Below are 21,595 nucleotides of genomic sequence, written 5' to 3' on the forward strand. Positions count from 1 at the left end.
TTTTAAAAACTTGTTTTTGAATTTACAAACTAGAATGAGATTAGCTTGTTTAGAAACTAAAAATAAGATTTTTTATACATTACTTTAGTTACCATTCCTTTTTCCAAATAGATTATCAATTCGTAGTTATTAAATGTTGAGTATGATAAAATATCTATTATATTGGTGTCTTGAGATGTATATTTTTCATCTGAATCTCCTAGTTTTGCTATTACTTCTTTTTTGGTCAATCCTATTAATTCTTCATTTTTTAATAAGGTAATTACCATGTTATCATTTTTATATGCTGATTTATTCCATTCTTTACTATCAAAAGGAGTATGATAATTGAGTTTTTCTATTGATTTGTAGGTGAAAACACAAAGCACTATAAAAGGAAGAATATTGAGTGAAACAGCTAAATGTTGTTTATTTCTTCTCCAGTGTTTCAATCCTAATGTTAGAGAAAACATAAAAACTAGACTGGCAATAAGCGTAGGAATTATTTGTTTTACTCCACTCATTTTCCATTCTTGAGCTTCAGGAAAAGTAGAAGTAAAGAAGAAAGTAACTAGCAAGGTAACAGCAGTTGTGATACTGCTTATTACTATTCCCCAAAAGCAATCTATTATTTTTTTTACCATAAATTTAAAAACATTGAGAACTGTCTGATACTTAAAAACCTACTTCAACTCCTCTCTCAAAAACTTAGCTGTATAACTTTTTTTGTTTTTAGCTACTTTTTCAGGCGTTCCTTCTACCAAAATCTGTCCACCTGCTGCGCCTCCTTCCATACCTAAATCAATAATCCAATCAGCCATTTTGATGACATCTAAATTGTGTTCAATGACCAAAACAGTATTTCCTTTTCCTACTAGCTTATTCAAAACATCTAGCAAAAACTGAACGTCTTTAAAGTGCAAACCTGTTGTTGGCTCATCAAGAATATAGAATGTTTTTCCTGTATCTTTTTTCGATAGTTCACTAGAAAGCTTTACACGTTGTGCCTCTCCACCTGAAAGCGTTGTGGCGTGTTGTCCTAAAGTAATATAACCCAAACCAACATCATTGAGTGTTTTGATTCTACGTAAAATATTAGGTTGGTTAGCAAAAAACTCCGAAGCTTCTTCTACACTCATCTCCAATACATCAGCAATAGATTTTCCTTTGAAGCGAATTTCTAAGGTTTCTCTATTGTAGCGTTTTCCTTTACACATCGGACATTCTACATGAACGTCTGGTAAAAAGTCCATTTCTATAAGTTTTCTTCCTGCGCCTTCGCACTCTTCGCAACGTCCACCTTTTACATTAAACGAAAAACGACCAGGTTTGTAACCTCTTACTTTTGCTTCTGGAAGCTGCGTAAATAATGCACGAATATCCGTAAAAACACCTGTATAAGTAGCAGGATTCGAACGAGGAGTACGACCAATAGGCGATTGATCGACTTCAATAACCTTATCAATATTCTTTAATCCTTCAATTTCTTTATAGTCTAAAGGCGTTTTGACACCTCTATAAATATGTTTGTTCAGAATTGGATAAAGCGTGTCATGAATCAATGTAGATTTCCCAGAACCCGAAACGCCTGTAACACAAATCATTTTTCCGAGTGGAAAATGTGCCGTTACATTTCTCAAATTATTTCCTGTTGCACCTTTTAAAATGAGCTCTTTATCATTTCCTTTTCTACGCTCTGTCGGTACTTCAATCTTTTTTTGTTCATTAAGATATTGCGCTGTTGTGCTGTCTCCTTTCAAAAATTCGGTTGGCGTTCCTGCTTCTACAACTCTTCCTCCGTGTCTTCCTGCACCTGGTCCTATGTCTATTAGATAATCGGCTGCCAACATCATATCTTTATCGTGTTCTACAACAATTACTGTATTTCCCAAATCACGCAAATCTTGCAATGCCTTAATCAATTTTACATTATCTCTTGAATGAAGTCCGATACTTGGCTCGTCCAAAATATACAACACTCCGACAAGCTGTGTTCCGATTTGTGTAGCCAAACGAATACGTTGCGCTTCTCCACCAGATAAGGTTCTGACAGGTCGGTCAAGGGTCAGATAATCTAAACCAACATCAAGTAAAAATCCGATTCTTTTTCTAATTTCTTTCAAAATTTCGGCAGCAATAATATTTTGTCTATCCTCTAAACGGCTTTCAATATCTTCAAAAAATTCTCCTAACTGACCAATATCTTTTTGTGCTAATTCTGAGATATTTTTTTCTGCAATCTTGAAATATAATGATTCTTTTTTTAGTCTTGCTCCTTCACAAGTTGGACAAATTTTTACAGTCAGATAATCACGTAAATTAGATTGTTTTTTGGATTTTCCACTATCTAGCTGATAGGTTTCCAAATAATCAATCACACCTTCAAATTCGCTATTCCAAGTACGGTCAGAAGATTTGGCTTTTACTTTTACAATTTCTTTTGAACCATAAAGAATTTTTTTCTGAATTTTCTTATCAATATCTTTCCAAACTGTCGTAATATTTACCTTTTGACTTTTCATAAAGGCAGCTAATTTTTTAAAAAAATACGTATCACGGTATTCTCCTAAGGGCGCAATCGCTCCACGACTAATACTGATAGTTTCATCTGGAATAATAGATTCTTCGGTAAGCTGTTCTATTTTGCCCAAACCATTACAGGTCTGACACATTCCGTAAGGCGAATTAAACGAAAAAATATTTGGTGCTGGTTCATCGTACGCAATTCCTGTAGTGGGACACATCAAAAAACGAGAGAAAAAACGAGCTTCCTTATTTTTATTATCGTTGTCATGTTCTTGTACCATCACAATTCCGTTTCCGACCTTCATAGCTGTTTTCAAAGATGCCATAATACGCTTTTCATCATCTCTTGAAACGATTATTCTATCAATGACAACCTCAATATCGTGCGTTTTGTAACGGTCGGTTTGCATCTTTGGAACTAAATCCATTATCTCCCCATCAATTCTGACTTTTGTATAACCACTTTTGCGAAGTTGTACAAAAAGCTCTCTATAATGTCCTTTACGTCCTTTTACAACTGGCGCAAGAAGTACCAATTTTTTATCTTTATACTCTTCAAAAATTATCTCTGAAATCTGTTCTTCTGTTTGGCGAATCATTCTTTCGCCCGTATTATACGAATAAGCAATACCTGCACGAGCATACAAAAGACGCATAAAATCGTAAATTTCTGTCGTCGTTCCAACTGTTGAGCGTGGATTTTTAGAAGTCGTTTTTTGTTCGATACTAATAACTGGACTAAGACCATTGATTTTATCTACATCTGGACGCTCCAAATTTCCCAAAAAAGAACGTGCATACGCCGAAAAACTCTCCATATAACGACGCTGCCCTTCTGCATAAATGGTATCAAAGGCAAGCGATGACTTTCCACTTCCACTAATCCCAGTAATGACGATAAGCTGCTCACGAGGAAAAGAAATATCAATATCTTTCAAATTATGCTCTCTCGCTCCAAAAATTTCTATAAAATCAGTTGTGTTGGGATGATTTCCATTCGAATGAATAGAATCTACAACTGTTTTAGTTTGTTCTGTTTTGCTTTTCGTTTGCTTTGTTGTCTTACTTTTGGTTTTTTGGGGAGTAGCTGATGCCATAATTATATTCTAGGGAAGTAAATTTCTATATTATTTTTTATGCTAAACAAAGGTAACAAATTTATAGCCTTTTGGTTAGAATTTTAGCAAGATTTGAATACATTATAAGCTACTCTTCCATATAAACAACTTCAAAATTACGATTAATATACCCCATTTTCTTTTTATTTGTGGTTTCATCTATTTGTTTAATGGCTGCTAATTCTCCATAAAAAGGAGAAATATAATCATACTCTTTATCAATAAACTTTCTTTTTACAACATCAAAAACTTTCCACTTACCATTTTCTGATACAGCAATATATTTTTCGGATAGAATACTCTCAACACCTTTAAAACTTCCTTTCAAAATTATTTCTCCTTCGAAATTAATGATAGAATAGATGTTGAAATCTGAATATTTTAAAGTAATTAACTTTTGGTTAGGAATAATATGAACTCTGTGATAATAAAGAATGTAACTGTTAGCAGTAGTAGATTTGAGTATAATTTCATTTTTATCATTTATTAAAGCTGGTTCTGGTATTACTACCCCCATAAATTCGGACATAAGTTTGTATGTACAGAGAGCATATCGTTCTTTACCAATTTGTTCAAATCCTTGATTATCATATGATAATATTTCACTTGAGATTTCTTCTGTTACATTTCCATCTTTATCTATATAAAGATATTTACTAGCTCTTATGCTATAAGAAGGACTATCAGTTTCATTGAGGTTGTATAAAGCATCCTCTGTTTTATAGATAAGAAGGGTATCAAAATTTTCGTTAGGAGAACTGATTTCTTCTGGTTTAGCATCTATTATATAATCACCTCTATAATTGAATATATAAATTTTGCCTTTTGAATGAATAAAGTAGCTGTTTTTCAATGGATTAACATGACCTTTTATTGTCGTTTTTTTTACTTTATCGGTAGAATCAAGATGAAAAATTTCATGGAATCCATCTTCTAATTCTTTAGCCACCCATTTATTATATATATAATATCCTCCAGCACAACACTGTTCTGGTTTGTTTTCTAAACAGTAACTGTCAATAATTTTACCCTTTTTATCAAAAAGGTAATAGCAGGAATCGTTGATAACAGGCAAATAATATTCTTCATTAGAAGAGTGAAGATAATCATATACTATTGGAATAATGACTTCATTATTTTTATTTATGAATCCATATTTACCATTTTGTTCAACGGTAGCTAGTCCATTTCCATTCTCTTTGAAATAAGAAGCTTGATCATATTGAGGTTCAATAATAAATGTTCCTGTTTTATCTATAAAACCATGTTTTCCATTTTTTATGGCTGGATATAACAGGCTATCTTGAGCAAATGAAGTAGAAAGTGTTAGTAGAAGAGCAGAAATAAAAAATAGTAGTTTCATAGCAAAAATATAAGGGCGAGTTAAGCTAATTTATAAAATAGAATGGTTTTTTGAGTAGAAAGTAACAAAATTAATTGTCATATTTGTAGATTGAGAACTCTATATTTGTAGTGTTTGACGGAAGTATTTAGGTTTGTAAAACGTAATTGTAGAAATAAATATGCAGAATTATGAAATTACTTGAAGAAGATTTTACTGGAAATGATAAAGATATAGTTGCTAATTTTGAACGAAAGAAAACAATAATTCTAAGAAAACTAGAAGCAGTAAAAGATAAGGAAACACTTGTAAATTCTTTGCTGAAAATTAGTAAGCCCTTATCAAGTCAATCTAAATGGTATATAATTGCTACGGATATTTTTACGATTTATGAAAATAAAATACTGAATCAGAAAGATAATTCTTCTTCACAATTTCATCCGATGGCAAAACAAAATGTATCTCAAAATGAAATATCCAATTATAAATCTAGTTTTCCAATAGAAGAACAGCAGCTTATAAATATATTCTTTAGAGCTTGTATGGAAGCCAAAAGAGAGAAAGTAGCTAAAAAATTAGTGCAATTATCAGAAGAAAATGGCTTTGCGATAGAAGATGAGAAAGGGTATAAAGCTAAATTTTTAAAGAAGAAAAAAATGACTAAACAAGATATTAAGCATTATGTGTTTGCTTTAGCCATTGCTATCTTTGTTATTTCTGCATTATATCTACTAGATTTAGATGAAGAGGTAAGAGACAAATGGGTAAATTACTCGTTATTGGGGTTGGCTTTTGTAGAATTAGGATTGGCTTTATATATAAGATATAAGTCGCAGTTTTTTGACTAAATCATTATTACTTTTGCGTATTTTAAAAATAAAATTATGATTGTAAAACTAGCTGAAGGAACTTTGAAAACAAAGTTTGGCGAATTTAAAGAAGTTCTCTATTATGATGGACAAAAAGAATCTATTGCTTTTATGATGGGAGAAATTGAAAATGAAGAAGATGTACTTTGTAGAGTGCATTCTTCTTGTATTTTTGGTCATTACTTTAATAGTATTGAATGTGATTGTCAAGAGCAAATGGATATTTCTCAAGAGCTTATCCAAAAAGCAGGAAAAGGAATTATTATCTTATTAGAACAGGAAGGGAAAGGAAATGGACATTTTGCACTTTTGAATAGTGTAAAGCACAAAAGAGAAGGAGTAAAACAAGCTGATGCGTATCAAGCTGTTGGTTTCGAAGCCGACGCAAGAAATTTTAATAGTGCAGCCAAAATTTTGAAAGATTTAAACGTAAAATCTATCAGAATGCTTACAGGAAATGTAAATAAAATCAAAACACTCACTCAATTTGGAATAGAAGTGAGTGGAATACAAGATGTAATTTTATAAAAAATGCTAAAGAAGATTTTCAATAACCGAAAAAATCAAAAGTGGATATTCTCTTCACTACTTTTAGTTTCAATTGGACTATACTTTTTTGGTGTTTTAGACCCTAACCAAGTTATTTTATCTGTTGCTTCAGAAGGCACTCCTCCTACTAGATTTGATATTGCTTTTGGAACATTTAAGATAAACCAAAAAATGCCAGATTCATTAAAAGATATTGATTACAATGATTGTTGTGTAGATGCAATCAATGAAAATAATTTTTATGAGGGTGGAGAGTTTGCTTATTCTGATATTTATGTTGTTACTTTTGATATTAATAGTGTAGATATTCGAAAATCTCAAGGGTTTTATCATCTTCTTATAAAAGTAATAAGTCATAAAAAAATAGATATATTCTTTGTGCAATCTTATTTCATTCTACTACTCATTGTTATTGGAAATACAATTTATATAATTTGGGATTTTACCAAAAAAGGAGAATAAGCTTTTCAAAAAAATCAAATCTCAATTCGAACTTGATTTTTAACTGAATTTATCGGACTTTTGTGAGTATTTTATTTTTCAAAAAGAAATTCAAAACTGATTACTGGTAACTGATTACTGGTAACTGAAAAAACTGATAACTGATAAATCAATGTTACAAATTGCACACATACAGGCGCATAAAGAAGAAGTCATTGCAGCACTTCAAAAACGCCATTTTAGCAGAGCTACTGAGCTTGTCGAAAAGGCTATTTCTATCGATAATGAAAGAAGAACGACACAGTCCTCACTCAATGAATTACAAGCTGGTGCAAATGAAGTAGCAAAATCTATCGGTGCTTTGATGAAACAAGGCAAAAAAGAAGAAGCGAATCAAGCAAAAGAAAAAGCTGCTCAAAACAAACAATCTATAAAAGATTTAGAAGATAAATTAAAGGAATTAGAGAATGATTTGACAAACTGTTTGTACGAAATTCCGAATACACCTTATAAAGATGTTGTTGCAGGAAAATCTTCAGAAGACAATGAAATCATTGATGAGTGGGGAACAATTCCAACACTAACAGATGATGCTGTTCCACATTGGGAGCTTATCAAAAAGTATGATATTATAGATTTTGAATTGGGAAATAAAATCACAGGTGCAGGTTTTCCAGTTTATAAAGGAAAAGGTGCAAGACTTCAGCGTGCTTTAATCAATTATTTTTTAGATGAAGCCATTGCAGCAGGTTATAGCGAAGTTCAGCCACCAATTTTGATAAATGAAGCCTCTGGTTATGGCACAGGACAACTTCCAGACAAAGAAGGACAAATGTATGAAGCAACTGCCGACAACCTTTTCTTGATTCCGACAGCAGAAGTTCCGATTACAAACCTTTATAGAGATGAAATTGTAAAAGAAAGTGATTTTCCTATCAAAATGACAGGTCATACGCCTTGTTTTCGTCGTGAGGCAGGTTCTTGGGGCGCAGATGTGCGTGGTCTGAATCGTTTGCATCAATTTGATAAAGTAGAATTAGTTGTAATAGAACACCCAGAAAAATCATATCAGCGTTTGGAAGATATGCTTTCTCATGTGAAAGGACTTTTAGAAGCATTAGAATTGCCATACAGAGTTTTGCGTTTGTGTGGTGGCGATATGGGTTTCACTGCTGCCATGACGTATGATTTAGAGGTTTATTCGGCTGCACAAGGTCGTTGGTTAGAGGTAAGTTCGGTTAGTAATTTTGAAACTTATCAGTCGAATCGTTTAAAACTTAGATACGAAGACAAAGATAAAAAGAAACATTTAGCACATACATTGAATGGTAGCGCACTCGCTTTGCCACGTATTGTAGCTACTCTTTTAGAAAACAATCAAACAGCAGACGGAATCAAAATTCCGAAAGTATTGCAAGATTATTGTAGGTTTGAAAAAATTGATTAGTTTGGAAGTCGCTCGTGAGGACACGAGCAACGGTAGGTTTTTTAGTTTATAATTAAAATCTAATTATTATTTTATTATTATTGTTTAAATAACTTTTAGAATAAAAATTAACTTTGCCGTTGCTTGTGTCCCCACGAGCAACATAAAAATCCTTATCTTAGCAGCATTGACCTAAAGGGTACGGTACAATTTTAAATTAAACAATCATTTAAAAATAGAGTTTATCAACTGTATTTTATTATTTCATTACTGATTAAACTACTAATTGTTCTTTGGTCATTAATCACAATTTTTTCAACTATTTTATGAAAGAAACTTCATTTTTTCGCCTTTCTCTCTTCTTTGTTTGTTCTATTTTCCTTTTTTCAGCGTGTCAGAAAGGAGTTTCTACACCTGCCGAACTGACCAAAAAGTATGGTGTAGAGGAATTCAAATTCAATTTTTTGAGTACAAAATCTCATCTTTCTTTCCAAAATCAAAAACAAGAGTTAGGAAGTAGAATAGATATGCGACTGGCAAAAGATAGTCTGATTTGGCTTTCTGCTCGTCCTGCTTTCGGAATTGAAGCTGCTCGTATGCTTATCCGTACTGATTCTGCTTTTTTGGTTAATCGTTTGGAGAAAAGTTATGTAGCTCTTGATATTATATCGCTAAGTAAACAAGTCAATTTCGATGGCGATTTCAAAACATTACAAGCCTTATTTTTAGGGAATGTTCCTCCATTAGACAAAAGTATTACACCAGAAAAAACAGATAAATTCTTTGTTTTGAATCAAATCTATGAGCTTTTCAAAACTTCCATGTATGTGAGTAGAGAGAATAAAAAACTCTCAAAAGTTTCTGTACAGGAAAGTAATGGTGGAATGAACAGTCTTTTTGTAGATTATAGTAATTTTCAGATTTTAGATGGACAAAAAATTCCTTTTAAAGTAAATGCAGTAGCTAATTTTTTCAATCAGAAAGAAAACAAAACTGATCAAACCAAAATTGAAATCGAACATAAAAGTATTAAGTTTGAAGAGTCAGATCTTTCTTTTCCTTTTTCTATTCCGAGTAGTTACTCTAAAAAAGAACTTAAAAAGTAATAGATTTAATACTGTTTGAGAATGAGTAAAGTCAAGATAGGTTGTGGAGGAATACTAATCATTATAATAATTTCAATTATTAGTATTGTTATCTTTCTAAATACAGCCTTTGGAAAGAAAAGATATACTGTAAACATTGAACAAAACATTGGTGGAACTCTAGTTTGTGATGTGGAGTATTCTTCTGACCATAAAACATGGTTTTATTTTATCGATTATAAATATAAGTTAAAAGAAAAAGTATATAATTTTGGAAAAGGAATTTATAGAGGAGTTGAGTGGAATGAAAGCAATCAACTTCATAAATGCCAAAATTGGACAATTTTACCAACTGAAAGTGATTTTGGTTTTATTAAAATTATAGCTTTTGACTTGGAAGCTAATAAAAAAAAAGAAAGTAAAATTAGTCCCCATTCAATTAATGAGGATATTGTTTGGACTTCCAAAAGGATTAAGTCGTTATTAGCTGCTTCTCCTTCTAGTGTAGAAGTTGAAAAGATAGTTGATAATAAATTTTTCATAAAGTACACATTTCGTACTGATAGAGAAAATGTGGATAACTTAGATGTTCGACTTATAGAGTATGAACTAGATGAAGTTAGTGGAGCTTTTAATATGAGAACTATAAGTGAGTTAAAAGAAAAACCCATATACAATTTAATCTTTAACTAATTTTTTTAGTCTAAACTCAATTTGCAATTTTAAATAAAAAATATGTCATCAAAAGATAAAAATCTAAGCATACATTCTGAAAAATCTATTCAAGATATTAAGACAAAGCAATTTGCTATTGTTGTTGCAGAATGGAACGAAGAAGTAACAGAAGCACTTTACGAAGGAGCTTATAAAAAACTGTTAGAATATGGAGCAAAAGAAAAAAATATCCATCGCTACGACGTACCAGGAAGTTTTGAACTTACACTTGCAGCGCAATGGACAGCCCAAAAAGCAGAAATTGATGCTATTATTTGTTTGGGTTGTGTGATTCAAGGCGAAACTCGTCATTTTGATTTTATTTGTGATGCCGTAGCACAAGGAATTACAAATGTAAATTTAAGACACAACAAACCTGTGATTTTTGGAGTTCTGACACCTGAAAACCAGCAACAAGCTCTTGACCGTGCAGGTGGAAAACACGGAAACAAAGGCGATGAAGCAGCCATTACAGCAATAAAAATGTTAGGACTTCATTCTAAAATACTCAACAAGTCAAAAACAGGAATTGGATTTTAAAACCAATTTAGATTTTAGAAGGTAGAAGTTAGATTTAATTTCTAAATTCATAATTCTAAATTTGACACTCATTCTAAAATCTAAACTTGTATTTTGTATTTGTATTTAAAGAGTTGATAAAGATAATAAGATTGAAAAGACGAAATCTTACTATTTATTTTGTTTTATTCATAATTGATTGCTCAGTCTTTCAATTCGTAATTCGTAATTTTTAATTCGTAATTGAAAAATATATGTGGCTAAAAATAGCTAATTTCATTCTAAAAAATAGGTTGTGGCTTTTGCTTCTTCTCTTTGCTCTGACGGCTTTTATGGGTTATCAAGGCACAAAAGCGCAGCTTTCTTATACTTTTACAAAAGTAGTTCCTGACTCTGATAAGGACATTGTTTTTTTCAAGCAGTTTAAAGAGTTGTTTGGACAAGATGATAATGTTGTTGTCTTGGGAGTAGAAGATGAAAGGTTATTTGAGCTAGAAAACTTCCAAAAGTGGCAAAAACTATTGTATGACTTAGAAAAAATAAAATTTGCCAACACAAAAAAAGTAAAAGATTTAGGAGATAGTATAAGTGCTGTTACTGGTGTAATTGGACTAGGCAAATTACCTTATATCTACAAAAATCAAGAAATTAAGAAGTTTGAACCTAAGCCAATTTTTCCCAAGCAGGTTCAGACACAAAAAGAATTAGATAGCCTTCTGAACTTTACCTACAAGATAAAATTCTACGAAAATCAGCTAATAAATCCAGAAAATAAAGCTTCTTTAGCTTTGGTTACATTTCTGCCAGTCATTACAAGTACGGCATACAATCATCAAACGGTTACTAAACTTACAGAGCTAGGAAATAAATTTTCAGAAGAAACAGGTATTGAAGTTCATTATGTAGGTCTTCCATTTCTACGAGTCGCTATTTCGAATAAAGTAAAGGGCGAAATGGTTATTTTCTTGTCGCTTTCTATTGCCATTACAGCAATTTTTATATTTATATTTTTTCGTTCTTTTACTCCTGTTTTTGTCTCGCTCAGTCTTATCTCTATTGTCATTATTTGGACAATGGGTGTTTTTGGTATTTTGGGTTATGAAATAACTATCCTTACTGCTATTCTGCCTCCTGTTTTGGTAGTTATTGGTATTCCAAATTGTGTTTATTTTATCACAAAATATCATCAAGAATGTAACAAAAAAGGAAATAAAGAAGACGCTATTAAATATGTCATCAAAAAAATTGGAGTAGTTACACTAATTACAAATACCACAACTGCTATTGGTTTTTTGGTTTTGATAAGTACTAGAATAGGTATTTTGAGTGAGTTTGGGCTTTCTGCAGGTATTACTATTTTTGCTACATTCTTTATCTCTCTTATCTTTTTGCCTGTTGTCTTTTCGTACTTGCCAATGCCAGAAGGGAGACGAACTAAACACTTGAACAAAGGAATTATAAACAGTATTCTTACGAAATTTGATTTTATAATAGAAAATCACAGACCAATCATTTATGGAGTTACGATTATGATTGTTGTTGTTTCAGCTATTGGACTTTATCAAATAAAGGCAAACTCATTTATGGTAGATGACTTGCCAAACGAGAGCAAAGAAAAAACAGATATTGCTTTCATTGAAGAAAATTTTAAAGGAACAATGCCTTTAGAAATAGTCATTGATACAGGAAAACCAAAAGCCTATCGTAGAAGTCAGACCTTAGAAAGAATAGAAGAAATTGAAAATTATGTAGATAGTTCGGCACACCTTTCTACACCTGTTTCTTTGGTTACTTTCATAAAAGCTGCCAATCAAGCTTATTTTAATCAAAGTGAACAATCTTATAATCTGCCTGACAAGCGCACGGGAGCGTATGTTTTGCGTTATTTGAAAGGACAAGATGACCCAACTTCAATTTCTGCATCTTTTGTAGATAGCACAGAACAGATTTTGAGAGTTTCTCTGAAAGTAGCTGATATTGGTTCTTTGCGTTTGGATTCTTTAGTCAGAACGAGCCTACAACCAGAATTAGATAGCATTTTTGCTGACTCCATTGGTTCTACCAAAATGACTGCACGAGTAACTGGAACGACACCTATCTTCTTGAAAGGAAATACGTATTTGATAGATAATTTAAAATGGAGCTTGGTTCTAGCTTGTTTCTTAGTGGCAATAATAATTGGTGCGCTATTTCAAAATATCCGTGTGATGATTATTGCTATTGTTCCAAATCTGATTCCTCTTTTGGTAACGGCTGGAATTATGGGATTTTTTAATATTTCACTCAAACCAAGTACGGCACTTGTTTTTAGTATTGTTTTTGGTATTGCTGTTGATGATTCCCTTCACTTTTTGGCTCGTTTTAGACAAGAACTTTTAACCTTTAATTTTGATAGACACAAGGCGATTGATGTTGCACTTCGTGAAACAGGAAAAAGTATGATTTATACTTCGATTATTCTTTTTGCAGGATTTATCATTTTTGCTTTTTCTTCCTTTGGTGGAACAGTTGCGTTAGGAGTTCTGACTTCAATTACGCTGCTAGTGGCAATGTTTACCAATTTGATTTTACTTCCTGCTTTACTCCTTACTTTTAATGCAAATATTCGTCGTTCGAATCATCCTCCGATTGAAGCGTAAATAAAATTAATGAAAAAGTTAAAAGTAAGCCTAGAAATAGAAGAAAGCATAAAGGAAAAGCTAGATTTTTATTCTAAATTATCAGCAAAAAAGTATGTTGCTCTACATGGTCATACTATATTTTCAGATGTACTTCTGCAAATTGAGTTTGAAGATAAAGAATTTGAAAAATGGATTGAAGATATTTATAGAATAAGAAATACTTATAATATAGAGGAATTAAGAAATCAGCTTTTATCTTTTGAAGAGAAAAAAAAGATACAACTGTGGATTGGAAACTTTCAAGATTATAAAAAAAGATTATCAAATAATACTGGTATTGAAGATTACTTTTTATCTGTATATCAAACTAATATTTCTCCTGCTATGTGGGTAGCAAAGTATAGTCATAATTTATTGGCAGGAGATTTAAAGATGTTTCCCTACAAAAATAAAGGTTTAGAAAAATGGGCATTTGAAGTTAGTGACTTTCGTAATTTCGTAGGAGCTAAAGAACTACGAAAACTACTTTTATCAGAAGGAGAAAGAAAGGAAATAGAAGAAATTATAAATCGGAATAATGAAGAGGTATAGAAAATATACCTTAGTAATTTTTGTTTGTAGAGTTTACAATCTTACCAAATATTTGCTGTCATATAAATATTTAAACCAAAGAGTAAGCCTAGAGTAATAAAGAAAATACTTACAATAAACCATTTCAACCAATGCTTTTTGTAAAAAAAGATAGACAGAAAAGTCATTGAAATATTTAATGCCAAAAGAATAAATAAGTCTATCCAAAACTCTTTTACAAGTTCAAAATTACCAAAGTAAGTCATCAATCCACATAAAGCGATACATACAGAGTTAATTATCAAGACTGTAGCCCAGCCGTTTTGAGACTTTACTTTATCTTCTCTATCTAGTATTTTTTCCATAATTGAACAGATATGAAAAAAGCACTCTGAATTTAATCAGAATGCTTTTTTGTTATATAAAATTAGCAAAAAGAACTATTCTTTTTCAAAATCTAGTGAAATAGAGTTGATACAATAACGCATTCCTGTTGGTTTAGGACCATCATTAAAAACGTGTCCTAAATGCGAACCACAGTTATTACAAACAACTTCTGTACGAACCATTCCGTGCGAACGGTCTGTAATTTCTTTTACATTTCCTTCAATTGTTGTATAAAAACTTGGCCATCCACTACCCGATTCATATTTTGTTTTTGAATCAAATAATTTTTCATTACAAGCTCCACATGTATAAATTCCCTTTTCGTGATGGTCGTAAAATTCGCCTGTAAATGCTCGTTCTGTTCCTTTTTGGCGCAAAACTCGGTACTCATTTTCTGTTAATTCTTCTTTCCATTCACTTTCACTTTTCTTTTCTTTATAGTCTGACATAGAGGTATCTTTTTGATTTAATTTATTAAAATTTAGACCTTCGGCAGCTTCTACTTTTTTATCAGTATTTTGCGTGTTGCTTTCAGAGTTATCTGTAACACCCAAAAAAGCAACTAATCCTAAGCCACACACAATAGCCAATATTGGCAAAATTATAGTTTTTGTATTCATAATTCTATAAACGAAATAATCTAATACTTTGTTTATTAAGGAATTATAAAAAAATGACCTTGATTATTTATAATTTAATTTGCAAACCATCATGAGCCAGTTCAATATTTGGAGGAAGTTCTTCTGAAACAGATTTATGAAGCCCCATTTTATGGCTAATATGAGTCAAATAGGCTTTTTCAGGATTTAATTTCTGTATTACTTCAATGGCTTGGTCTAATGTATAATGCGAAATATGTTCTTCTTTTTGTAATGCTCCCAAGACAAGAATTTTTGTTCCTTTTACTTTTTCTAATTCTTCTTCAGAAATAAAATTAACATCCGTAATATAGGTAAAATCTTTAATTCTGAATCCAAAAACAGGAAGTTTGTAATGCAAAACATCAATCGGAATTATTTTTACTCCTTCTACTTCAAAGGCTTTATTTTCTATGATATGCGTTTCTACTTGTGGAATACCGGGGTATTTAAAATCTGCAAAAATATAAGCAAATTCTCGCTTTAACTGTTCCAAAACAGGTTCTCTAGCATAAATTGGCATATCTTTTTTTTGAGAAAAATTAAAAGAACGCACCTCATCCATTCCTGCCGTGTGGTCTTTGTGTTGATGCGTATAAAGAACAGCATCTAATTTTTTGATTCGTTCTCTCAAACATTGCTGTCTAAAATCTGCTCCAGTATCAACAATGAAACTCTTTTCTTCGCCATTTTGGTTTTCTACTTCAATATGAATAGAAACACGCAAACGCTTATCTCTATAATCTAAAGACTGACAAACTTCACACTCACATGCAATAACAGGAACACCTTGTGATGTTCCTGTTCCTAAAAATGTTACTTTCATTTATTTTATATTTTTTATAGACAGTTTTCAAACGCTTTGCTACTCTTTTTGTTTTCCTATTGTTCTATCAAAAAGCTGATAAATGCGTTTATACTCGTCTGCCCAACTTGTAGGGTAAACAAAACCATGTCCTTCAATTGGATAAACGGCAAGTTCCCAGTTTTCTTTTCTTAGTTCAATAAGTCGCTGAGAAAGCCTAACTACGTCTTGAAACTGAACATTTGTATCAAGCATTCCATGACAAATAAGTAAATCGCCTTCCAAACCTTCGGCAAAATAAATTGGAGAAGAACGAACATACGCCAAACTATCCTCAACAGGAGTATTCAGAATATTTGCTGTATAAGGATGATTGTAATGCGCCCAATCTGTAACCGAACGAAGGGCTGCACCCGAACGAAAAACTTTAGGTTCTTTAAACATCGCCATCATCGTCATAAAACCACCATACGAACCACCATAAATTCCGATTCTGTCTTTATCAATATCGTGATTTTTGACTAAATAATCTGCACCAGCTACATAATCTACCAATTCTTTATTTCCCATGTGGCGATAAATTGCCGTTCTCCAATCTCTGCCATAGCCTTTGCTACCACGATAATCAATATCAATGACTGTATAGCCTTGCTCTCTCAAAAGGTTATGAAACATATATTCTCTATAATACGAACTCCAACCATAATGAACATTCTGTAAATATCCTGCCCCATGAACAAACATAACAGCAGCTTTATTTTTCACATTTGCATCAGGCTCATAAATACGTGCAGGAACTTCTGCTCCGTCTGGCGTTTTGAAAGTAATAATTTTTGGTTCGTACCAAGAATATGGCTTCATTCCTTCGGTCATAGAATCAGGTTGCTCTATAAGTTTTGCAGGAAATTGTTTTCCACTACTATCTATTGTAATAGTTGTATATTTTGGATACCATGAATAGTTTTTAAACTCTTCTGTTGTTGAATTTGTAATTTGTCTTTGTGTAGTTGAATTGGTTTTATTTGCAAAAACGACTAATTCCCAAGGCTTATTTGAATAAGAATAACGAGCAATCCAATACTTTTCATCAGGCGACAAAACAAAATCTTCATAAACTCCTTTTTTGGAAGTGATTTTCTCCAAACTATTTTTCTTACCTAGCTTGTATAAATGATACTCATGGAAATTTTCTTTGTTAGCACGAACATAAAAGGTCTCATTATTCTTTGAGAGCCAAACATTAGTTACTTCAAAATTTCCGTTGGTAAGTTGATTTGATTTTTTTGTTTTGAAATTATAGGTATAAAGATGCGAAAATCCTGTTTTTTCAGATTGAAAATAAACTGTTTCGTTGTCTTGCCAACCTAATGTTCCTGTTGAAGCGTGCCAACCACTAATGCCTTCTCCACCTATCCACGCATCATCTTGCTGATAATCTACTAGCTTTAGTTTATCATTTTCACTTGTCAAATCCATTGCTACAATCCAACGACTTTTTGAGTCATCTGCACGAACTACCATCACTCCTTTTTTTCCATTTGGCGACCATTTTGTTTCATGAATCCATAAGTTTCTTGCTGAATTTCTTTTCAGTTCCTTGCCGTATTCTGCATAATAAGCAGGATTTTCCATCATTTTTGGCAAACTAGACAAATCAATTTTATCATTTGTTTTTCCATATCTATCATATACATAGAGTTCAAAATTAGCTGTTGCATTTCCTACTTTCGAACGAGCAGGTAAATTTTCTGTATAACCAAGCTCATTGATATAATTAGGAACTTCAGTAGATTTTGAAGAATATTCTCCCAAAACATAAATCACAAAACGTCCGTCGTTACTAATCTGAACAGAAGAAATATATTTTCCATTAAGTGGAATAGCTGTTAGGCGATACGGTTTTGGTTGAGCATTCTTTATAGAATCTTCTGCTTTGTTTATTCTGATAATTTCTAATAAGTCATTTTGCTGATTATTGAGCCACTTTTCGGCATCATTTAATGATTTTTCGGTCTTTTTATCCGAATCTACGAAAGAAGTAAGTTGCTGTGTTTGTCCAATTTGCTCTCCTTGTAGCCAAAAATAGAATAAATCATTTCCTTTTTGATAAACAACGGCACTATCATTTCTTGTAAAAGTAGGATTGTTTTCATTTTCTAATGTGTTGGTAAGTCTTTTTGCACTTCCATTTTGTACGTCTTGTAAATACAAATCACCATCTATCGAAACTACTTTTGAAGTCTTTATTTTATTGTAATTTTCAAAGTTACTATCATCTCCAAAAACATAATTTTTGGGATTTAGATTAAAATCATTTTCAGCAATTTTTAGTGGAGTGCCAATCGGATTTCCATTCGAAATACTTTGTTTGTACCACGTCGGTAAAGGTTCTAAAGATGACTTTTTAGAAAAGTAAATTGCTTTACCATCATACGACCAACGCCCATTTTCTGGCAATACACCTACGAATTTATCGCCTTGCATAATTTGGTCGATTCTGTCTAAGGCTTGTTCTTGGCTTTTTATTTCTTGAGAAAAAGAAAGTGTAGTTATTGAAAATAATAAAATGGAGAATAGAAGTTTTAGTTTCATTTGAATTAGTTTTTTGTGTTTGATTCTTTTGGAATGGGAAATTAGTGAAAATTTATTTGGATTAATAAAATATCTCAGTTTATTTAGAATGATAGTATTTTTAAAAGTTATAGAGCAAAATAAATAGTTATTCAATAAATTAAAGCAACCCATCGAATTTTATACTTGTCTTTGTACTAGTAATTCCTACTTCATTTAAAACTCTTATAAAATAAAACTATGTATAAATCAATTCTTTTGTTAGTCGTCTTTGCTTTTTTTCAAACTGCTTGTAATAAGAACACAGACTCAAAAAATAGCGATACTACTACTCCAAAAAAAGAAGATATTTATCATTCTCAGATAGATTCATTAATGAAAGTATCTTATGAACGTGGCATTTTTAATGGAAATATTTTAGTAGTTAAAAACACTAAAATTCTTTATCAGAATGAATTTGGATATACTGATGCCTCTAAAACAAACAAACTAAACCAAAATTCTGTATTTAATATTGGTTCTATTGCGAAGGAATTTAATGCTGTTGCTATAATGATGTTAAAGGAACAAGGAAAACTCAGCTTGGATGATAAATTGTCAAAATTTGATTTAGGCTTACCAAAATGGGCAGAAACGGTTATTGTTCGTCATTTGCTACAATATACAAGTGGATTGCCAAGAATAAATTGGAATACTGTCAAAAATGACCAAGATATTTTTACCGATTTGAGAACTCTTGAAAAATTAAATTTTGATGCTGGAACAGATTATTTTTATAACAATAATAATGTATTTCTTCAAAGAAGAATTGTGGAAAAAGTATCAGGAATGAGTTTTAATGATTTTGTAAAGAAAAATATTCTTGTTCCAACTGAGATGAATAATTCTATTATTGACCCTAATTCTCAAAATCCTCAATTTGTAAATTCGTTTAGTAATGATTTAGTAAACGATGAACCTATGGATATTGAATTTACAGGCTGGGTTTGTCCTACAATAAATGATATGCAAAAATGGATAGTTAGTTTGCATTCAGGAGAATTGATTAGCAAAGAATCTCTAATTACATTGTCAGAAGCATATTCAGAAAATAGTCAGTCAGCTTTGGGGAATGGATTTGTTGAAAATAATGATTTAGTAATTCATCGTCATCATGGTTCATCTTCCAACTATGAAGTATTTACTCATTACAACAAAAAAGAGAATTTAATCGTCATTTTGATGACAAATAATAAGAACTCTAAATTACAAGACATTATTCAAGCAGTTGAAAATATTTCAAAAGGAGAAAGTTTTGAAATTCCTAAAAAATCAATCTATTTGACTATCCGTCAGAAAAGTTATGAAAATGTAGAGGAAGGAATAAAATTATACAATGATTTAAAAGAGAACGATTTTGAAACCTATAATTTCTCTGATGAAAATGAGCTGAATCAACTAGGCTATAAATTGATTGAGAAAGAACAAATAGAAGATGCTATAAAAATATTTCAACTACTCATTTCTGAATTTCCAAACTCATCAAATCCCTATGATAGTATGGGAGAAGCCTATTATCTCAATGGAAATACTGATTTGGCTCTTCTCAACTACAAAAAATCATTAGAATTAAATCCTACTAATTCGAATGCAGAAAAAATGATTGAGAAGATTGAAAGTGAAAAATAGAGAGAATAGAATAGCTCTTTCAACAAGTCGGTGTGCGTTCGTTTTAGCTTCGTTGAGGGTTTCACCGTTCTCAAAAACAAACGAAAGGCTTCCTCAGAAGCATGATTTAAACTATATCACGCTTCTGAGGAAGTGTCCTGTTCAGTTCTAAGGAACTGAACACACGACCTATGATTTATTTAAGTAGTTGTGGTGTACAAATTTGTTAATCTATTTGACTAGTACAATTTTTGAAAACATAGTTTTTTTGTATTCCTCCCCTCCTTCGGAGGGGCTGGGGAGGTCAAAAAGATGGTAAAAACTAACAAAATTGTACTAGCTAATTATTTAATTTTTGTACAGACCACAGACTAGGAAGTTGATACACTTTACTGTTGTCTGGTGTCTTACCAACGACTTTAAACCACCGAAACTCTAACCTTTTTCTTCTTCAATTTCACATTATTTACTTTTGGTAAAAGACTATTTAATGTAGATTTTTTCACAGAAACAAAAGCACAATCATTTTTGAGTTCGATGATTCCTAATTGGTCTTTTTCAATGTTTCCTTGTTTGAAAAATAATCCTGCTATGTCACCTTTCGAAATTTTATCTTTTCTTCCTCCAGAAATATATAAAGTAAGCCATTCAGAAGGATTGGGAAGTTGCTGTTCTGTTAGACTTTGATTCGGTAAATTCAATTCTTCAATAAAATCAGGAACATCTTCATACTCGTAGTGCAAAACATACGCTGTTCCTTTGCTGTTCATACGAGCCGTTCTTCCGTTTCGGTGCGTAAATTCTTCATTTCTTTGAGGTAAATGATAATGAATAATAAAATTGAGTTCTGGAACATCAATTCCTCGTGCTGCCAAATCAGTTGCTAACAAAATTTTATACGTTCCATTTCTAAATTTTATCAACGCTCGTTCTCTGTCCACTTGTTCCATTCCACCAAAGAAAGCACCATGAGAAATATTATTTTCCGTCAAAAAATTACTTATCCTTTCAATAGAATCTTTATAATTACAAAAAATAATTCCGTTTTCATTTCCAATATGAGAAAGCAATTCTAAAAGTGTTTCTAGTTTGTCTTTGCTTGGAGAAGTAACTAATTTAATTTTTAAATCACTACTCTTTCTATTTCCTCCTTTTCCATCTCTGAGGTAATCAATTGTAAGAGGATTTTTTAGTCCTACAAAACTTGGAATTTCTACGCCTTGGGTGGCAGAAGTGAGAATTTTCTTACTTATCTGTGGCAAAATATTCAAAATTTCTTTCATCTCGCCTTCAAATCCAATTTCTAAAGATTTATCAAACTCATCTAAAACAAGCGTTTTTATAAATTTTGTTTCGAAGGCTTCTCTTCTCAAATGGTCGGCTACTCTTCCCATTGTTCCTATCAAAACGGCTGGTCGGTGTTTTATTTCTAATCTGTCTTTTGACCCTGCACGTCCTCCATAAACAGCATTTACTTTAAAGCCAGTTCCCATTTCACGCATTACTTGTTCTATCTGAATGGCAAGTTCTCTTGATGGAACAACAATAAGAGTCTGTATTTCTTCTAAATTTCTATCTAAATTCTCAATAATGGGAAGTAAAAAAGCAATTGTTTTTCCTGTTCCTGTTGGAGAAAGTAGAATAACTTCATCAGAAGAATGAATAGCAAGTTTTGCTTCTTCTTGCATTTCATTGAGTTTCTCTATTCCTAATTTTGATAAAATAGCTTTTTGATTTTTGATAGAATTTGACATAAAATTAGATAAAGATGAATACTATTTTGAGATT

18 protein-coding genes are annotated in these 21,595 nt (G+C 31.7%); 10 read left to right on the forward strand and 8 right to left on the reverse strand.

Annotated elements, in window-relative coordinates:
• Nucleotides 1-56: 56 nt before the first annotated feature.
• The 3 genes from WAF17_RS21965 to WAF17_RS21975 all read right to left on the reverse strand — a co-directional run bounded on the left by WAF17_RS21965 (nucleotide 57) and on the right by WAF17_RS21975 (nucleotide 4,986).
• Nucleotides 57-623 carry a hypothetical protein gene (locus WAF17_RS21965; protein WP_338764479.1) on the reverse strand — a complete coding sequence of 189 codons (567 nt, stop codon included), beginning with the start codon at nucleotides 621-623 and terminating at the stop codon, nucleotides 57-59.
• 39 nt (nucleotides 624-662) lie between these two features.
• A complete protein-coding gene (uvrA, locus tag WAF17_RS21970) occupies nucleotides 663-3,602 on the reverse strand; it encodes an excinuclease ABC subunit UvrA (RefSeq protein ID WP_338764482.1) in 2,940 nt (979 codons plus the stop codon).
• 109 nt (nucleotides 3,603-3,711) lie between these two features.
• Nucleotides 3,712-4,986, reverse strand: a complete 1,275-nt coding sequence (locus WAF17_RS21975) for a WG repeat-containing protein (RefSeq protein ID WP_338764484.1) — start codon at nucleotides 4,984-4,986, stop codon at nucleotides 3,712-3,714.
• A 170-nt stretch (nucleotides 4,987-5,156) separates the two neighbouring features.
• Here WAF17_RS21975 and WAF17_RS21980 point away from each other — a divergent pair, with 170 nt between their 5' ends.
• The 9 genes from WAF17_RS21980 (at nucleotide 5,157) to WAF17_RS22020 (ending at nucleotide 13,780) form a co-directional block, all read left to right on the forward strand.
• Nucleotides 5,157-5,813, forward strand: a complete 657-nt coding sequence (locus tag WAF17_RS21980) for a hypothetical protein (RefSeq protein WP_338764486.1) — start codon at nucleotides 5,157-5,159, stop codon at nucleotides 5,811-5,813.
• Between the two features lie 36 nt (nucleotides 5,814-5,849).
• Nucleotides 5,850-6,362 carry a GTP cyclohydrolase gene (locus WAF17_RS21985; RefSeq protein WP_338764488.1) on the forward strand — a complete coding sequence of 171 codons (513 nt, stop codon included), beginning with the start codon at nucleotides 5,850-5,852 and terminating at the stop codon, nucleotides 6,360-6,362.
• 3 nt (nucleotides 6,363-6,365) lie between these two features.
• Nucleotides 6,366-6,845 (forward strand): hypothetical protein, encoded by a 480-nt coding sequence (locus WAF17_RS21990; protein ID WP_338764491.1) that lies wholly within the window; start codon nucleotides 6,366-6,368, stop codon nucleotides 6,843-6,845.
• Between the two features lie 151 nt (nucleotides 6,846-6,996).
• Entirely contained in the window at nucleotides 6,997-8,271 is a 1,275-nt protein-coding gene (gene serS, locus WAF17_RS21995; protein WP_338764493.1) for a serine--tRNA ligase, read from the forward strand.
• Between the two features lie 305 nt (nucleotides 8,272-8,576).
• The gene (locus WAF17_RS22000; RefSeq protein WP_338764496.1) at nucleotides 8,577-9,356 is read left to right on the forward strand and encodes a DUF4292 domain-containing protein; all 780 of its coding nucleotides are present in this window, start codon (nucleotides 8,577-8,579) and stop codon (nucleotides 9,354-9,356) included.
• Nucleotides 9,357-9,377: 21 nt separating this feature from the next.
• A complete protein-coding gene (locus tag WAF17_RS22005; protein WP_338764498.1) occupies nucleotides 9,378-10,028 on the forward strand; it encodes a hypothetical protein in 651 nt (216 codons plus the stop codon).
• A 42-nt stretch (nucleotides 10,029-10,070) separates the two neighbouring features.
• Nucleotides 10,071-10,589 carry a 6,7-dimethyl-8-ribityllumazine synthase gene (ribH, locus tag WAF17_RS22010; protein WP_338764500.1) on the forward strand — a complete coding sequence of 173 codons (519 nt, stop codon included), beginning with the start codon at nucleotides 10,071-10,073 and terminating at the stop codon, nucleotides 10,587-10,589.
• Between the two features lie 233 nt (nucleotides 10,590-10,822).
• The gene (locus tag WAF17_RS22015; RefSeq protein WP_338764503.1) at nucleotides 10,823-13,207 is read left to right on the forward strand and encodes an MMPL family transporter; all 2,385 of its coding nucleotides are present in this window, start codon (nucleotides 10,823-10,825) and stop codon (nucleotides 13,205-13,207) included.
• Nucleotides 13,208-13,216: 9 nt separating this feature from the next.
• On the forward strand, nucleotides 13,217-13,780 hold the full coding sequence (locus tag WAF17_RS22020; RefSeq protein WP_338764506.1) for a hypothetical protein: 564 nt from the start codon (nucleotides 13,217-13,219) through the stop codon (nucleotides 13,778-13,780).
• A 41-nt stretch (nucleotides 13,781-13,821) separates the two neighbouring features.
• Here the strand turns inward: WAF17_RS22020 and WAF17_RS22025 are convergent, their stop codons facing one another.
• The 4 genes from WAF17_RS22025 to WAF17_RS22040 all read right to left on the reverse strand — a co-directional run bounded on the left by WAF17_RS22025 (nucleotide 13,822) and on the right by WAF17_RS22040 (nucleotide 18,181).
• On the reverse strand, nucleotides 13,822-14,124 hold the full coding sequence (locus tag WAF17_RS22025) for a hypothetical protein (protein ID WP_338764509.1): 303 nt from the start codon (nucleotides 14,122-14,124) through the stop codon (nucleotides 13,822-13,824).
• A 75-nt stretch (nucleotides 14,125-14,199) separates the two neighbouring features.
• The gene (gene msrB, locus WAF17_RS22030) at nucleotides 14,200-14,766 is read right to left on the reverse strand and encodes a peptide-methionine (R)-S-oxide reductase MsrB (protein ID WP_338764513.1); all 567 of its coding nucleotides are present in this window, start codon (nucleotides 14,764-14,766) and stop codon (nucleotides 14,200-14,202) included.
• 67 nt (nucleotides 14,767-14,833) lie between these two features.
• Nucleotides 14,834-15,610, reverse strand: a complete 777-nt coding sequence (locus WAF17_RS22035) for an MBL fold metallo-hydrolase (RefSeq protein WP_338764516.1) — start codon at nucleotides 15,608-15,610, stop codon at nucleotides 14,834-14,836.
• A 39-nt stretch (nucleotides 15,611-15,649) separates the two neighbouring features.
• Entirely contained in the window at nucleotides 15,650-18,181 is a 2,532-nt protein-coding gene (locus WAF17_RS22040) for a prolyl oligopeptidase family serine peptidase (RefSeq protein ID WP_338764519.1), read from the reverse strand.
• Between the two features lie 219 nt (nucleotides 18,182-18,400).
• Here WAF17_RS22040 and WAF17_RS22045 point away from each other — a divergent pair, with 219 nt between their 5' ends.
• Nucleotides 18,401-19,828 carry a serine hydrolase gene (locus WAF17_RS22045; RefSeq protein WP_338764522.1) on the forward strand — a complete coding sequence of 476 codons (1,428 nt, stop codon included), beginning with the start codon at nucleotides 18,401-18,403 and terminating at the stop codon, nucleotides 19,826-19,828.
• A 398-nt stretch (nucleotides 19,829-20,226) separates the two neighbouring features.
• Here the strand turns inward: WAF17_RS22045 and WAF17_RS22050 are convergent, their stop codons facing one another.
• Complete coding sequence (locus WAF17_RS22050; protein WP_338764525.1) at nucleotides 20,227-21,561, reverse strand: DEAD/DEAH box helicase; 1,335 nt, start codon at nucleotides 21,559-21,561, stop codon at nucleotides 20,227-20,229.
• Nucleotides 21,562-21,595: the final 34 nt, after the last annotated feature.

This window comes from Bernardetia sp. ABR2-2B, assembly GCF_037126435.1.
Classification (GTDB): Bacteria; Bacteroidota; Bacteroidia; order Cytophagales; family Bernardetiaceae; genus Bernardetia.

Bases quoted from the DNA above. Each gene is read 5' to 3' on its own strand.
- WAF17_RS22045 (WP_338764522.1), top strand. From the start codon at position 18,401: ATGTATAAATCAATTCTTTTGTTAGTCGTCTTTGCTTTTTTTCAAACT.
- WAF17_RS21985 (WP_338764488.1), top strand. From the start codon at position 5,850: ATGATTGTAAAACTAGCTGAAGGAACTTTGAAAACAAAGTTTGGCGAA.
- serS (WP_338764493.1), top strand. From the start codon at position 6,997: ATGTTACAAATTGCACACATACAGGCGCATAAAGAAGAAGTCATTGCA.
- WAF17_RS22025 (WP_338764509.1), bottom strand. From the start codon at position 14,124: ATGGAAAAAATACTAGATAGAGAAGATAAAGTAAAGTCTCAAAACGGC.
- uvrA (WP_338764482.1), bottom strand. From the start codon at position 3,602: ATGGCATCAGCTACTCCCCAAAAAACCAAAAGTAAGACAACAAAGCAA.
- WAF17_RS21965 (WP_338764479.1), bottom strand. From the start codon at position 623: ATGGTAAAAAAAATAATAGATTGCTTTTGGGGAATAGTAATAAGCAGT.
- WAF17_RS22050 (WP_338764525.1), bottom strand. From the start codon at position 21,561: ATGTCAAATTCTATCAAAAATCAAAAAGCTATTTTATCAAAATTAGGA.
- WAF17_RS22015 (WP_338764503.1), top strand. From the start codon at position 10,823: ATGTGGCTAAAAATAGCTAATTTCATTCTAAAAAATAGGTTGTGGCTT.
- WAF17_RS21990 (WP_338764491.1), top strand. From the start codon at position 6,366: ATGCTAAAGAAGATTTTCAATAACCGAAAAAATCAAAAGTGGATATTC.
- WAF17_RS21975 (WP_338764484.1), bottom strand. From the start codon at position 4,986: ATGAAACTACTATTTTTTATTTCTGCTCTTCTACTAACACTTTCTACT.
- WAF17_RS22005 (WP_338764498.1), top strand. From the start codon at position 9,378: ATGAGTAAAGTCAAGATAGGTTGTGGAGGAATACTAATCATTATAATA.
- msrB (WP_338764513.1), bottom strand. From the start codon at position 14,766: ATGAATACAAAAACTATAATTTTGCCAATATTGGCTATTGTGTGTGGC.
- WAF17_RS22020 (WP_338764506.1), top strand. From the start codon at position 13,217: ATGAAAAAGTTAAAAGTAAGCCTAGAAATAGAAGAAAGCATAAAGGAA.
- WAF17_RS22040 (WP_338764519.1), bottom strand. From the start codon at position 18,181: ATGAAACTAAAACTTCTATTCTCCATTTTATTATTTTCAATAACTACA.
- ribH (WP_338764500.1), top strand. From the start codon at position 10,071: ATGTCATCAAAAGATAAAAATCTAAGCATACATTCTGAAAAATCTATT.
- WAF17_RS21980 (WP_338764486.1), top strand. From the start codon at position 5,157: ATGAAATTACTTGAAGAAGATTTTACTGGAAATGATAAAGATATAGTT.
- WAF17_RS22035 (WP_338764516.1), bottom strand. From the start codon at position 15,610: ATGAAAGTAACATTTTTAGGAACAGGAACATCACAAGGTGTTCCTGTT.
- WAF17_RS22000 (WP_338764496.1), top strand. From the start codon at position 8,577: ATGAAAGAAACTTCATTTTTTCGCCTTTCTCTCTTCTTTGTTTGTTCT.